This window comes from Actinomyces weissii (assembly GCF_016598775.1).
Taxonomy (GTDB): Bacteria; Actinomycetota; Actinomycetes; order Actinomycetales; family Actinomycetaceae; genus Actinomyces; species Actinomyces weissii.
Genome location: NZ_CP066802.1, coordinates 1,650,606 through 1,664,519 on the forward strand (window position 1 = coordinate 1,650,606; position 13,914 = coordinate 1,664,519).

Consider the following 13,914-nt stretch of genomic DNA (forward strand, 5'->3'; position numbering starts at 1 on the left):
GGCCGACGGCGGGCGCCCGTGAGGCACCCGGCCACCGACCCCGGCGCGGCGGGTCCGCAGACCGGTCTCAGCCCAGGGCGGCGGCCTCCGCCAGGGCCGCGCGCAGCACCTGGGCCAGCTCGGCGGCGGCCTCGGCGGCGGGGACGCTACGACGCTCCCCGCTGCGACGGTCCCGGACCTCCACGGTGCCCGCCTTGGCCAGGTCCCGTCCCACCACCACGGTGAAAGGCACGCCCAGCAGCTCGGCGTCGGCGAACTTCACGCCCGCGGAGACCTTGCGGCGGTCGTCGTAGAGCACCTCGAAGCCCTCAGCGTCCAGGGAGGCGGCCAGCTCCTGGGCGGTGTCAAAGACGGCCTCCTCCTTGCCGGTGGCGAGCACCTGCAGCTGGAAGGGGGCCACCTGGATCGGCCAGGCCAGGCCGGCGTCGTCGTGGTAGGCCTCCGCCAGGGCGGCCATCACGCGGGACACGCCGATCCCGTAGGAGCCCATGGTGACCACGCGGGCTTTGCCGTTCTCGTCCAGCACGGTCAGGCCCAGCGACTCGGCGTACTTGCGGCCCAGGGCGAAGATGTGCCCGACCTCGATACCGCGCGCCAGCTCCAGGGGGCCGGAGCCGTCCGGGGCGGGGTCACCCGCACGCACCTCAGCGGCCTCGATAGTGCCGTCAGCCTCGAAGTCGCGGCCCTTGACCAGGTGCAGCACGTGCTGGTCGACGCTGTTGGCGCCCGCGACCCAGCTGGTGCCGTCCACGACCCGGGGGTCCAGCAGGTAGCGCACGGAGCCGGTAAGGACCTCCCGGCCCTGCTCGTCGAGCTCCGCACGGCGCAGCGGGGAGTTCGGGCCGATCGCGGTGGGGCCGATGTAGCCGCGCACCAGCTCGGGGTGGCCCGCGAAGTCCTCCTCCACGGCCAGCTCCACCTCGGCGGGGGCCACGGCGGCCTCCAGGCGCTTCATGTCCACGTCCCGGTCCCCGGGCACGCCCACCACCAGCAGCTCCTTGCCGCCGTCCGGGTGGGTAAGGGTGACCACCAGGTTCTTGAGGGTGTCCGCGGCGGTCCAGGGGCGGTCCTGGCGGGGGTGGCGCCGGTTCAGCAGCTCCACCAGGGAGTCGATGGTGGGGCAGTCCGGAGTGTCCACCACCACGGCGGCAGGCTCGGCGGAGGCGTCCACGGCGGGCGGCACCGGGGTGGTGACGGCCTCGGCGTTGGCGGCGTATCCCCCGGCCGAGCGCACGAAGGTGTCCTCACCCACGGGCGAGGGGTGCAGGAACTCCTCGGAGTGGGAGCCGCCCATGGCCCCGGCCATGGCGTTGACGGGCACGAACTCCAGCCCCAGGCGGGTGAAGATCCGCTTGTAGGCCTCCCGGTGGGCCTGGTAGGAGGCCTCCAGCCCCTCCTCGTCCATGTCAAAGGAGTAGGAGTCCTTCATGACGAACTCCCGGCCCCGGATCACCCCGGCGCGGGGGCGGGCCTCGTCCCGGTACTTGGTCTGGATCTGGTAGATCGACAGGGGCAGGTCCTTGTATGAGGAGTACATGTCCTTGACCAGGAGGGTGAACATCTCCTCGTGGGTGGGGGCCAGCAGGTAGTCCCCGCCCTTGCGGTCAGCCAGCTTGAACAGGGTGGGCCCGTACTCGCTCCAGCGCCCGGTGGCCTTGTAGGGATCGGCGGGCAGCAGCGCCGGGAAGTGGACCTCCTGGGCCCCCATGCGGTTCATCTCCTCCCGCACGATGCCCTCGATCTTGCGCAGGGTCGCCAGGCCCAGGGGCAGCCAGGTGTAGATGCCCGGGGCGGTGCGGCGGATGTAGGCGGCGCGCACAAGCAGCTTGTGGGAGGCGACCTCGGCGTCGGCCGGGTCCTCGCGGAGGGTACGGATGAAGGCGGTGGACATTCGCTGAAGCACGAGGCAGATCCTACGTGCATGGCGCGTCCGCCTGGCCACTGCCATGATGTGCCGGTGAGCACCAAGCAGCCTAGGCAGCCGGACCTGCCTGCCGTCCAGGTCCGGGGGGAGATCAAGCTCGGCCAGTTCCTCAAGCTGGCGGGCCTGGTGGAGGACGGCGCGGAGGCCCGTATCGCCGTCCAGTCCGGGGACGTGACCGTCAACGGGGAGGTGGAGACCCGCCGTGGCCACCACCTGGCTGACGGCGACGTCGTGCTGGTGGACCTGCCCGCCGGGCCGCGCGGGGCCGTGGTGGCCGCGGTGCCCTGAGCCGCCAGCGACCCCACCGGCCCCGGGCGCACCGTCAGGCGGCGCTGGGAGAGGTCCCGGCTGCCGGCGCCGCCTCCAGGACCGGCAGACACCCATGTGCCGCCTGGTGGGCAGTCCCCGCCGCCGGAGGCTACAGGAGCACGGTGGCGTAGGTGCCGTGGCGGGTGAAGCCCAGGCGGGCGTAGAGGGACAGGGCCGGGGTGTTGAAGTCGTTGGCGTACAGGCTCACCCGGCCCGTGCCGCCCAGGTGCTCGGCCCGCACCCGCTGCACCATGCGGGCCAGGGACACGGCGGCGATACCCCGCCCCCGCAGGTCGGGCCTGGTCCACACGCCGGTGACCTGCCCGACCCCGGTCGCGTCGCGCCCCGGAGGCCGCTGCCACAGGCAGCCGATATCCGCCTTGAAGGCCACTGTCGCGCCGGGGGTACCCGCGGGGACCGGGTGGCCGTCGCCGTCGTCCAGGACGATATAGGTGCGGCCCATCCGCACCAGCTCGGCGACGTGGCGGGCGTAGGTGCCCCCGCCGGTGAGCGGGTCGTAGCCGACCTCGTGGATGAACATGTCCACCGAGGCGGGCAGGACCAGGTCCTCCTCCGCGGGTACGGCCGGGCGCAGCGCCTGGGCGAAGGCCCGTAGCCCGGGGCGCTCGCGCAGCAGCCCTGCCAGCAGCCCCTGGAGTTCCTGGGGGCCGGGTGCCACCAGCATGGGCTGGTTCCAGCGCTCCTGGCGCGCCCTCAGGCCGCAGTCCTCCAGGTGGGTCCAGATGGCGTGCACGTCCGTCTGCGGGCCCATGACCGAGCCGCGGCGGGTGATCCGAGGGCGGGCGTGCTCAGCCAGGCTACGCAGCTCGCTCCTGCTCAAGGCCGTCTGCCCCCGCCAGGGGCGGGCGGCCAGCCCCACCGGCATGAGGGAGCTGGTGGCCCAGGCCGCTGCCCGTGGCGCCCCCAGGCGCCCCAGGACGACGACGTCGCCCCGGCCCCACTGCCGCCAGCGCATGACCTGCTGGGCCAGGGGCAGGCCCATGACCGGGTCCTGCCCGCACAGGGCTAGCACGCCCGCCACCTGCTCCGGCCCGACCGAGGTCAGACGGCGCTCCAGGAAACCCACCTCAGTGTCTCCACGTGGGCCCGGTACGGCTCAGGCGCCCGGGGTGGTGACGACGGGGCGGGAGCCTGCCAGGGCCTCCTCACCGGACTCCGCCTGCATCTTGGCAGCCATCTCCTGGGCGTGGCGCAGGAGCGTCTCCACCACCTGGTCCTCCGGCACGGTCTCCACGACCTGCCCGTGGACGAAGATCTGGCCCTTGCCGTTGCCGGAGGCACAGCCCAGGTCGGCCTCCCGGGCCTCCCCCGGGCCGTTGACCACGCAGCCCATCACGGCCACCCGCAGGGGAGCCTGGATGTCCTTGAGGCCCTCCTCGACCTGCTCGGCCAGGGTCCACACGTCCACCTGGGCGCGGCCGCAGGAGGGGCAGGAGACGATCTCCAGCTTGCGCTCCCGCAGGCCCATGAACTCCAGGAGCTTGGTGCCGACCTTGACCTCCTCCACCGGCGGGGCGGACAGGGACACGCGGATGGTGTCCCCGATGCCCTCAGCCAGCAGGGTGCCGAAGGCCGCACAGGACTTGATGGTGCCCTGGAAGGCGGGACCGGCCTCCGTAACCCCCAGGTGCAGGGGCCAGTCCCCCTGCTCGCTGAGCATCCGGTAGGCCTGGACCATGGTCACGACGTCGTGGTGCTTGACGGAGATCTTGAAGTCACGGAAGCCGCACTCCTCAAAGAGCCCGGCCTCCCACACCGCCGACTCCACCAGCGCCTCCGGGGTCGCCTTGCCGTACTTCTTGAGCAGGCGCGGGTCCAGGCTGCCGGCGTTGACCCCGATGCGCAGGGACACCCCGGCGTCGGCGGCCGCCTGGCAGATGCCCGCCACCTGGTCGTCGAACTTGCGGATGTTGCCGGGGTTCACGCGCACGGCCCCGCAGCCCGCCTTGATGGCGGCGTACACGTACTTGGGGTTGAAGTGGATGTCCGCGATCACCGGGATCCGGGACTGCTTGGCGATCACCGGCAGGGCCTCAGCGTCCTTGTCGGTAGGGCAGGCCACGCGCACGATGTCACAGCCCGCGGCGGTGAGCTCGGCGATCTGCTGGAGGGTGGCGCCGATGTCGTGGGTCTTGGTGGTGGTCATGGACTGGACCGTGATGGGGGCGTCACCACCGACGTAGAGGTCACCGACGCGCAGCCTGCGGGTGGGCCTGCGCGGCGCCAGGACGGGGCGGTCCTCGCGGACGGTGGGGATACCTAGGGCAATCGCTTCAGTCACCGGCCCAGTATGTCACTGCAAGGGGCCGGGGCGTCCTGCCGTAGGGCCTGGTGTGGCCTCACTCTCGTAGGGCCCAGCCCCCGGGGCGACGACGCCCCCGGATCGGGGAGGCGCACCTGTTGTCCCTGGTCCTGGACCAGGCGTTGGCACGACGCCCCCGTCCAGGGAGGCACAGGAGGCGGCACCACGCCGGGAGCCACTACCGCCCCTAAGGTCCCCACCATGCCTGCGGCTAACAGCTCGAGGCGCTCAGACCGGGGCCACCACGTCCACCCACACCAGCACCAGGGTCATGACGATCAGCAGGCCGAACACCGCCTGCCCCACCGGCAGCATGCGGGCCGTGTCCACCGGGCCGGGGTCAGGCCGCCCCTGGGCCAGCGCCCAGCGCCTGCGAGCCCCCTCGTACAGGGCCCCCAGGACGTGCCCGCCGTCCAGCGGCAGCAGGGGGATCAGGTTGAAGGCGAACAGGGCCAGGTTCAGTGAGCCCAGCAGGGAGAGCAGACTGAAGACCCGCATGGAGAAAGGGATCGCCAGGGGGCCGCTGGCGGCACCTCCGCTGGCGGCCTCTCCGGCCAGGCGCCCGATGCCCAGCAGACCCACCAGTCCCTCGGGAGAACGCTGCTCCAGCCCCAGCCCCGCCGCCACCGCGTGGTACAGGCCCACCGGCAGGGTCAGGATCGCCTTGAGCGTGCCCCCCACCGCCGTCGCGACGATCGCGGGCAGGGCGGAGGCCGGTTGGGGGATCGTGCCCAGGGTCGGGCCGACCCCCACGAAGGGCCGTGGCTCGGTGACCGGCTTGCCTTCCGCGTCCACCAGCTCCTTGCCGGAGTCGTCGAGCACGGGCCTGCGCACCTCGGCGGCGGTGACCGTGAGCGTCTGCTCGGTGCCGTCACGCAGCACCACCACCTGCACCGGCTGCGTCCCGGCAGCCTTGATGCCAGCCTGCACGTCAGCCCAGGTGCTGACCGGCGTGCCGCCCCAGGAGAGCACCTGGTCCCCGGACCGCAGCCCGGCGGACAGGGCTGGCGCGGCCTGGTCCTGCGGGGTGCAGGCGGAGGTGTCGGCGGGGTCCGCCTTGAGGCACTCGCTGACCGAGCCCAGGGTGCTGGTGTAGCCGGGCACACCCACCAGGCCGACCGCCACCAGCAGGATGACCACCCCCAGCACCAGGTTGGTGAGGATGCCCCCGGCCATGACCACCAGCTTCTTGGGTACGCTCAGGCGGTAGAAGGCGCGGTGCTGCTCCTGCGGCCCCAGCTCCGCCAGCGCCTCCTGGCGGGAGGTGGCCACCAGGGAGCCGGGCTTGTCCGGCTTGCCTGCCGGGGCGGGGGGCAGCATCCCCAGCAGGCGCACGTAGCCGCCCAGCCACAGGGCCTTGACCCCGTACTCGGTCTCGCCCCGCTTGAAGGACCAGATCTTGGGACCGAAGCCGATGAAGTACTCCGAGACCTTCACCCCGAAGATCTTGGCGGGGACCAGGTGCCCCAGCTCGTGCAGGGCCACGGAGACGGCCAGCCCCAGCACGAGGACGGCGATCCCAGCCAGGTAGGACAGGCTCATATGCGGTTCTCTCCAGTCAGTTCAGCGCGGCGATCAGCTCGTCCGCGCGGGCCCGCGCCCAGATCTCGGTGGACAGCACGTCCTCCAAGGTGGGGTCAGGCAGCCCCTCATGCGCTTCCATAACCTGCGCATCCACCCGCACTATATCCAGCCACCGCAGCCGCCCGTCCAGGAAGGCCGCCACCGCCTGCTCGTTGGCGGCGTTGAGCACAGCCGGGTGGGTGGCGGAGGCGGACACCGCCTGCCGGGCCAGGTCCACCGCCGGGAAGGTGGCGTCGTCCAGCGGCTCGAAGTCCCAGCGCACGGGGACCTGCCAGTCGTTGGCCGCCACCAGTCCGGCCAGGTCCGGGCGCTGGGGCCAGGTCAGCCCCAGGGCGATCGGCAGCCGCATGTCGGGCGGGGAGGCCTGAGCAATGGTGGCCCCGTCACGGAGCTCCACCATGGAGTGGATCACGGACTGCGGGTGGACGACGACGGCGATGTCCGCCGGGGGGACGTCAAAGAGCAGGTGCGCCTCGATCAGCTCCAGGCCCTTGTTGACCAGGGTGGAGGAGTTGACGGTGACCACCGGGCCCATCTGCCAGGTGGGGTGCGCCAGGGCCTGGGCGGCGGTGACCCCGGCCAGCTCGTGCAGGTCACGCCCCCGGAACGGCCCCCCGGAGGCGGTTAGCACCAGGCGGCGCACCTCTGAGGCGCCGGTGAGCACCGGGCTGGTCAGGCCGCGCTCGTGCCTGCCCGACAGGAGCGCCTGGGCGATCGCGGAGTGCTCGGAGTCCACCGGGACCACCTGGCCCGGGTGGTGCAGGGCGGCTTTGACCAGGGCCCCGCCCACCACCAGGGACTCCTTGTTGGCCAGGGCCAGGGTGGCGCCGCTGCGCAGGACCGCCAGGGTGGGCAGGAGTCCCACCGAGCCGGTGACGCCGTTGAGCACGGTGTCTCCCGGCCCCACCCCGGTGGCGGCCACCAGCTCGGTGGCGGCCTCGGGTCCGGTCAGCACCTGCTTGACCGGGCTGGGCCTGCCGGTGCGCTCCGCCAGGGCCTGTAACGCAGCCTGGACCGGCTCCTGGGCGGCGGGGTCAGCCAGGGCCAGGATGGGGACCTGGTGCTGGTGGGCCTGCTGGGCCACCAGCTCGGGGCGCCCGCCTCCGGCAGCCAGGCCCACCACCCGGGGGGCGGCACCGGTGCGTCCCAGGTGCTCCACCACCTCCAGGGCCTGGGTGCCGATAGATCCGGTGGAGCCCAGGAGCACCAGGGATCCGGAGCCGCTGGGGTGGGGGCAGGTGGGGATGGTGGAGGTTGGATTCACGGAGGGGAGGATCTCACTCGACGCTTAGAAGCACCTCGACGACGCGCGCGAGGTAACGGTCCACGCTCTTCTCGTCGTAGCCCTTGCTGCCGCGCCCCGCCTTGAAGGTGACGGTGCGCACCTCGGCGGAGGTCAGGGAGGCCGCCGAGTCGAAGTAGGCCGCCACCCGGTCCATGAAGTCGTCCACCTCCGCGACCAGGTAGCCCTTGCCACGCGCCGGGGCGAAGCGCTTGCCCGCAGGCCGCAGCAGGCGCGGGTAGAGCGTGGTGGCCAGCTGGGCCACCTGGTCCATCCAGGCCTTGCGGCCGTGCTCGGCCACGAAGTCGGCCCGACGTCGGTGCAGGAAGGCGGCCTCCAGGCGGTCCAGCGCCGAGTCCACGGCCACCGGGTCATAGCCACCCGGCACTACCGAGAAGGCGACGGTGCGCACCCCCTCAGAGTCCATCTCTGCGATCTCGCCCGCCTCGTAGATCTCGTGGGCCGTGGTGAAGTAGCCGTCGACCTGCTCGGGCCGGTACCCCAGGCGCCGGAACTTGGTCCGGGGAAACATGTCTTGGCTCATACGGCTGTCCCTGCCCTCTCCTGATTAAGCACCTCGGTGGCGAGCTGTCCACACGCGCCATCGATGTCACTGCCGCGCGTGTCGCGCACCGTCGTCGTAATACCCGCTGCCCGGAGGGTCTGCACGAAACGCTGCTGCACCACAGGCTCCGAGCAGGTCCAGATAGACCCGGGGGTGGGGTTCAACGGGATGGGGTTGACGTGGGCCCACCCGTGTCCGCGCCGGTTGAGCTCCTGCGCGAGGAGCTCGGCGCGCCAGGCATGGTCGTTCATGTCCTTGATCAGGGCGTACTCAATGGACACGCGGCGACCGGTGCTGCGGAAGTACCGGTAGGCCGCGTCCAGCAGCTCACCGACCTTCCACTTTGAGTTGACCGGGATCAGGGCGTCCCGCAACTCGTCGTCGGGGGCGTGCAAGGACACTGCCAGGGTCACTGGCAGCCCCTCCCCCGCAAGCTTGTCTATCAAGGGGACCAGCCCCACCGTGGAGACGGTCACGGCCCGCGCCGAGAGCCCGAAGCCCTCCGGGGCCGGGTCCACCAGCCGGTGCAAGGCCGCCACCACGTTCTTGTAGTTGATCAGCGGCTCCCCCATGCCCATGAACACCACGTTGCTCAGCCGGGCCGGCCCCCCGGTCAGGTCCCCACGGGCGGAGGCCTGGGCCGCGTGGCGCACCTGCTCCACGATCTCGGCGGTGGTCAGGTTACGGGTCAGCCCCATCTGGCCGGTGGCGCAGAAGGGGCAGGCCATACCGCAGCCCGCCTGTGAGGATACGCACAAGGTGGTGCGGTCCCGGTAGCGCATAAGCACCGACTCCACCCGCACGCCGTCGTGAAGCTCCCACAGGTGCTTGATGGTGCGCCCGCCGTCCGCGCGCAGCGCCCGCACCTCCTGGATCAGCTCCGGCAGCAGCTGCGCGCACAGGGCCTGTCGCTGGGCGGCCGGCAGGTCCGTCATCTCGCTGGCCTCACGGGTGAAGTGCGTGAAGTAGTGGCGGGAGAGCTGGTCGGCACGGAAGGCCTGCAGCCCGGCGTCCTTCAGAGCCTGCTTGCGGCCCGCCAGGTCCAGGTCCGCCAGGTGGCGGGGGGCCTTGCCCCGGGCGGCCGGGACCACCAGGGAGAGCCGGGGCCGGGCGTCCGGGCTGGTGGCGCCCTCCGGGGGCTGGTCGGTGGGCATCACCTGGACCTCGCCGGGGGCTGGGCGCGCCGGGGCGCGGCGCAAGGCGTCCGAGGACGGTCGCACGGCGCCGGAGCGGGGCTCAGCTGGGCGGGTCAAGGGTAGACGCTCCTTCCGGGAGGGGCAGAGTGGGGCAGGCACGGGGATGCCCCATTGAGGGTACCTGGACTAGACGCTCAGGGCAGCAGCAGGATGCTGAACAGGTAGACCACCGGGGCGGCCACCAGGATGGAGTCCAGGCGGTCCAGCACGCCCCCGTGGCCGGGCAGCAGGCTGCCCATGTCCTTCAGGCCCAGGTCCCGCTTGACCAGGGACTCCCCCAGGTCACCCAGGGTGGAGACCACCACGATCCCCGCCCCCAGGAGCACCCCGGCGGCCCAGCTGCCCCCCAGCAGGTGTACACCCAGCACCCCCACGGCCACGGCCGCCACCAGGGAGCCGCCCAGCCCCTCCCAGGACTTCTTGGGGGACACTGACGGCGCCATCGGGTGGCGTCCCAGGGTTATGCCCGCCAGCCAGCCGCCCGTGTCGTTGGCGGCCGCCAAACCGATCAGCAGCAGCACCTTGCCGACGCCGTCGTGCTGGTTGCACAGCAGCACCCCGAAACCACCCAGGAAAGGCAGGTAGGTGGCGGCAAAGACCGCGGCAAAGGTGGCCACCGACCGGGAGCGGCGGTGGTCGTCGTGGGCATAGGTGCGCGGGACCCCGGAGTCCGGGCGCTCCAGCACGGTGCCGGTCTCCGCCTCCGCCTGCTCCAGGAAGGACCACAGGCTGCAGGCCCCCACGGTGGCGATGTAGGCGCCGAAAGCCGCCTCCGCCCCCACCGCCCAGGCACAGGCCGCCACCCCGACGGTGCCCAGCCACAGCGGGCCCAGGGGCAGGTGGATACGCCGCACCGCGAAGGCGGCGGCCAGCTCCCACAAGGCGGCGCACACCGCCAGCACCGTGAACACCACGAACAGGGCCTTGTTCACCAGCAGTGAGGCCAGCAGCAGCCCGATAAGGACGGCTGCGACCCCCAGGGCGGCGGGCAGGTTGCGTCCCGCCCGGCCGGTGGCGGGCAGCGGTGTGATGTTCCGTGTCGGTGCGGGGTACAGCAGACGGGTAAGGAAGTCAGGTTCAGCGTTGCTCATGGGTGCGCGGCGCAGACGGGTCAGAGTGCGGGGTCCGGCCCGGCTCAGACCTCCAGCAGCTCGTTCTCCTTGGCGGACAGGGCGGCGTCGATCTTCTCCACGAAGCGCTTGGTGAGGGCGTCCAGCTCGGTCTCGGCGCGCTTGACGTCGTCCTCCCCGGCCTCGCCGTCCTTCTTGATGGCCTCCAGCTCCTTCTTGGACTTGCCGCGGATGCCGCGGACCTGCACGCGCGAGTCCTCGGCGCGGTTGCGGGCCAGCTTCACGTAGTCCTTGCGGCGCTCCTCGGTGAGGGCGGGCAGGGTCACCCGGATCACGGTGCCGTCGTCGGTGGGGTTGACCCCCAGGTCGGACTCGCGGATCGCGGTGGTGATGGCCTTCATGGCGGAACGGTCGAAGGGGCTGACCACCACCGTACGGGCCTCGGGGATGGTCAGTCCCGCCAGCTGCTGCAGGGGGGTGGGGGCGCCGTAGTAGTCCACCATGATGGAGTTGAACATGGCCGGGTTGGCGCGGCCGGTGCGGATAGAGGCGAGCTCGCGCTTGGCGGCCTCCAGGGCGGCCTCCATCTTCTCCTCGGCCTCGAGCATGACGTCGTCGATCATCGTGGTTCCTTCTGTGATGTGGTCTAGGGGGTCTGGGAGGTGGACGGGGCCACGCTCAGGTCACTCGGCGGTGACCAGTGTGCCGATCTTCTCACCCAACAGGGCGCGGGTGATGTTGCCGCCCTGGCCCATGCCGAAGACGCGCATGGTCAGGCCGTTGTCGCGGCACAGGGAGAAGGCCGCGGCGTCGACCACCTTCAGGCCCTCCGCCAGGGCGCGCTCGTAGGTGAGGCTGGTCAGCAGCCGGGCGCTGGGGTCACGGCGCGGGTCCGCGGTGTAGACGCCGTCCACGCCGTTCTTACCCACCAGCAGCTCGTCACAGTGGGTCTCCAGGGCGCGCTGGGCGGAGACCGTGTCCGTAGAGAAGTAGGGCAGCCCGGCGCCCGCCCCGAAGACGACCACCCGGCCCTTCTCCATGTGGCGGATGGCCTTGAGCGGGATGTAGGGCTCAGCCACCTGGGTCATGGCGATGGCGGACTGCACGCGGGCAGGCACCCCGGCCTTCTCAATGAAGTCCTGCAGGGCCAGGGCGTTCATGACGGTGCCCAGCATGCCCATGTAGTCGGCGCGGGCGCGGGCCATGCCCCGCTGGGAGAGCTCGGCGCCCCGGAAGAAGTTCCCCCCGCCCACGACTACGGCCACCTGCACGCCCTGGCGCACGGCCGCGGCGATCTGCTGGGCGGCGTCCGAGACCACGTCCGGGTCCAGCCCCACGGAGCCGCCGCCGAAGACCTCCCCGGAGAGCTTGAGCAGCACCCGGCGGGGACGGTCCTGCTCAGAGGTGCCTGTGGCCAGCGGCTGCTCAGTCATATGGGGTTCTCCTGTCTGTCACACCAAGGTCCGCCAGGGCGCGGGGCGGCCTGGCGGGCTCCTGGGGCGAGCCTACCCGCTCCGCGGCCTTGAAGCCCCGGGACGGTCCCTGTACGTACCTGCTCCGCCGGACGCCCGGTCTGGGCTCTGCGAGCCTGGGACCCCGCTCCACCATCTGATAACCGTCCCCGACACGATCGCCCACCAGGGCCCACAGAGGAGCCCTGGCCTCCACAACGGCCGGGCCGTCACAGGGCGACACGTAACAAGCCCTTGCACACAACCGGAATAGTGACGCTCATCTCAGCGCGACCGAATCGCCACCAGTGGACCAGACGGGCTCCACGAAGCACCGAGGTGGAGGCAGCACAGGAGTCAAGATCTACGAAACCGATAAAAGATCGTGCAAGCATTGGCGACAATCTCCAACTCGTCATCACATTCTTGCCCCCCTCTCACCACAGGCACACTAGACGCAACAGCCAAGAGGATGTGATAGACATGGTCAACGAGCTCCTATGGGCGCTTGCTCATCTGAGAATAGTTCCACATATCACACCAGCATTCAATGATACGCACATGTGCACACTTCTCGGCGACCCTAATGATCTCTCAAAGATACCTGTTTATGCCATATCATTTGGAGGCCCTAAATGAGCAAGAGCACGTACGAGTCGAAGGAGCCTGGAACTGGTTTTCGTGTCACTACTCTTCTCCGGTATGCATTGCCTTCCATGATCGCTTCGCTGGGCGGCATAGCTATCGGCCTGACCGACTCTATCATCATTGCGGGATACTCCACACAGGCACTCGCTGGCGTGGCGCTCGGTGCGGCTATATATGAACTTCCCATCAATATCCTACTCGGCGGCTTGATGGGATATCGCATCTTGGCGCCGCGTCTGGGTATCGGGAACGAGAGTTCTCGGGAGCTGGTAGGACTCAGATCAGTGTTTCGTGTGCTATTCCCGTTCTCTGCAGCACTGACGGGGTTGCTATGGGTAGTTTCGTTTCTCGTCACCAAACAAGAGCACTCGTCATTCCTAAGTGACACCGGACCATACCTAGCCGCACGAGCGCCAAGCCTTATCGCTGAATTCATCTGCGCGCTCCTGACGACCACACTGGTGCTATGGGGCAGGACTCGCACTCCCATGATCATAATGCTTCTTTCAGGCCCCACCAACCTCATCCTTGATCTACTGCTCATCAACGGGATCGGCCCGGTGCCGGAACTAGGCGCATTGGGGGCTGGGTTAGCCAGTTCACTCAGTGTTGCGCTCCCAATTCCCTACCTGATGCTCATCATATACCAGGAGCGCAGCCGACTAGAGGACATTAGTGGGGCGCAGGAGAATTATCGGGGGTGGTTCAAGATGTCGTTGCCTCCGATGGGCTCCGCCATCGTGGACTACGGAGGAAACCTGGTTTTTACCGTCATCCTCACAAGCGCAGGTACAGCCGGTCTCGCCGGAATGAGAATTGGGGCACAGTTACATATTGTTATTTTTATCGTGATCTCCAGTTTCTCGTCAGCATTTCTGTTCACCCTAGGGAAGACCTATTCCACTGCGCCTGACACATTCTTTCCCCTAATCGGCCGCATGAGACTTATCTTTATGACAATAGGATGTATCGTTGGTGGCATAATCGCCACCCTGGCGACCATAAGCAGTCGATTGACATACACCGACCCTGAGGTGACCGAGTCTTTTTTCGAAGCCGCGCTCATCATTGCCGTAGTGTGCCCAATCGCTGCAGCATCATATAGTGAAATCACAGCTCTGCGAGTCTTCGGTTTCACTGGAAAAGAGTTTTTTGGGAATGCAATCGGCGTATGGGGAGGGCAAATCCCAATCGCATTTGCACTGGCACTCATCGCCCCCGAAACTCATGCTCCATTCGCAGCCCTTGTAACCTATTGGATAATGCGGTGGTGGATCAGCAGGAGGCAAGTAAGCCGCTACATCCTGGCACACAGGAAAAGCGTGTCATGACGCATGACGGCTCACCTTATCGTGACACGCACGGGCGTGACATGTTTGGCGATCGGCGTGAGACGCGGTTGAGGTGCATGCGATACAGTCAATTATTCTTAGCTATATCCAGACGGCAGGACCTACCTCCGGCGCCGACCTCAATGTTTTTGGCGCGGCTACCACCAAGCGCTAGGTACCTTGCTCCGGCGGTGCCGCCGAGGTGTGCGAGACCCTGCTCGCTTCGACAGG

The 13,914-nt window shown here is 69.3% G+C and carries 12 protein-coding genes; 2 read left to right on the forward strand and 10 right to left on the reverse strand.

All coding sequences use genetic code 11. The features are described from left to right. Positions 1-67 precede the first annotated feature (67 nt). Entirely contained in the window at positions 68-1,903 is a 1,836-nt protein-coding gene (locus tag JG540_RS06785) for a proline--tRNA ligase (protein ID WP_200274876.1), read from the reverse strand. Between the two features lie 54 nt (positions 1,904-1,957). Here JG540_RS06785 and JG540_RS06790 point away from each other — a divergent pair, with 54 nt between their 5' ends. Next, on the forward strand, positions 1,958-2,212 hold the full coding sequence (locus JG540_RS06790) for an RNA-binding S4 domain-containing protein (protein ID WP_234042721.1): 255 nt from the start codon (positions 1,958-1,960) through the stop codon (positions 2,210-2,212). 130 nt (positions 2,213-2,342) lie between these two features. On the opposite strand, the gene JG540_RS06795 is transcribed toward JG540_RS06790, so the two are convergent. From JG540_RS06795 to pyrH, 9 genes are all read right to left on the reverse strand, one after another. Next, a complete protein-coding gene (locus JG540_RS06795) occupies positions 2,343-3,320 on the reverse strand; it encodes a GNAT family N-acetyltransferase (RefSeq protein ID WP_234042722.1) in 978 nt (325 codons plus the stop codon). A gap of 30 nt (positions 3,321-3,350) precedes the next feature. Beyond that, positions 3,351-4,535 (reverse strand): flavodoxin-dependent (E)-4-hydroxy-3-methylbut-2-enyl-diphosphate synthase, encoded by a 1,185-nt coding sequence (gene ispG, locus JG540_RS06800; RefSeq protein ID WP_200274878.1) that lies wholly within the window; start codon positions 4,533-4,535, stop codon positions 3,351-3,353. Between the two features lie 249 nt (positions 4,536-4,784). Further along, positions 4,785-6,098 (reverse strand): M50 family metallopeptidase, encoded by a 1,314-nt coding sequence (locus tag JG540_RS06805; RefSeq protein WP_200274879.1) that lies wholly within the window; start codon positions 6,096-6,098, stop codon positions 4,785-4,787. A 16-nt stretch (positions 6,099-6,114) separates the two neighbouring features. After that, positions 6,115-7,404: a 1-deoxy-D-xylulose-5-phosphate reductoisomerase gene (gene dxr, locus JG540_RS06810; protein WP_234042723.1), complete on the reverse strand. Its 1,290-nt coding sequence runs from the start codon at positions 7,402-7,404 to the stop codon at positions 6,115-6,117. 13 nt (positions 7,405-7,417) lie between these two features. Next, positions 7,418-7,966: a DivIVA domain-containing protein gene (locus tag JG540_RS06815; protein ID WP_234042724.1), complete on the reverse strand. Its 549-nt coding sequence runs from the start codon at positions 7,964-7,966 to the stop codon at positions 7,418-7,420. After that, positions 7,963-9,141, reverse strand: a complete 1,179-nt coding sequence (gene rlmN / locus JG540_RS06820) for a 23S rRNA (adenine(2503)-C(2))-methyltransferase RlmN (RefSeq protein ID WP_200278215.1) — start codon at positions 9,139-9,141, stop codon at positions 7,963-7,965. The genes JG540_RS06815 and rlmN overlap by 4 nt, the downstream gene beginning before the upstream one ends. A gap of 176 nt (positions 9,142-9,317) precedes the next feature. Further along, a complete protein-coding gene (locus JG540_RS06825) occupies positions 9,318-10,274 on the reverse strand; it encodes a phosphatidate cytidylyltransferase (RefSeq protein WP_200274880.1) in 957 nt (318 codons plus the stop codon). Positions 10,275-10,318: 44 nt separating this feature from the next. Next, entirely contained in the window at positions 10,319-10,876 is a 558-nt protein-coding gene (gene frr / locus JG540_RS06830; RefSeq protein ID WP_200274881.1) for a ribosome recycling factor, read from the reverse strand. 60 nt (positions 10,877-10,936) lie between these two features. After that, positions 10,937-11,686: a UMP kinase gene (pyrH, locus tag JG540_RS06835; RefSeq protein ID WP_200274882.1), complete on the reverse strand. Its 750-nt coding sequence runs from the start codon at positions 11,684-11,686 to the stop codon at positions 10,937-10,939. 653 nt (positions 11,687-12,339) lie between these two features. On the opposite strand from pyrH, the gene JG540_RS06840 reads away from it, so the two are divergent. Further along, a complete protein-coding gene (locus JG540_RS06840; RefSeq protein WP_200274883.1) occupies positions 12,340-13,683 on the forward strand; it encodes an MATE family efflux transporter in 1,344 nt (447 codons plus the stop codon). Positions 13,684-13,914 lie beyond the last annotated feature (231 nt).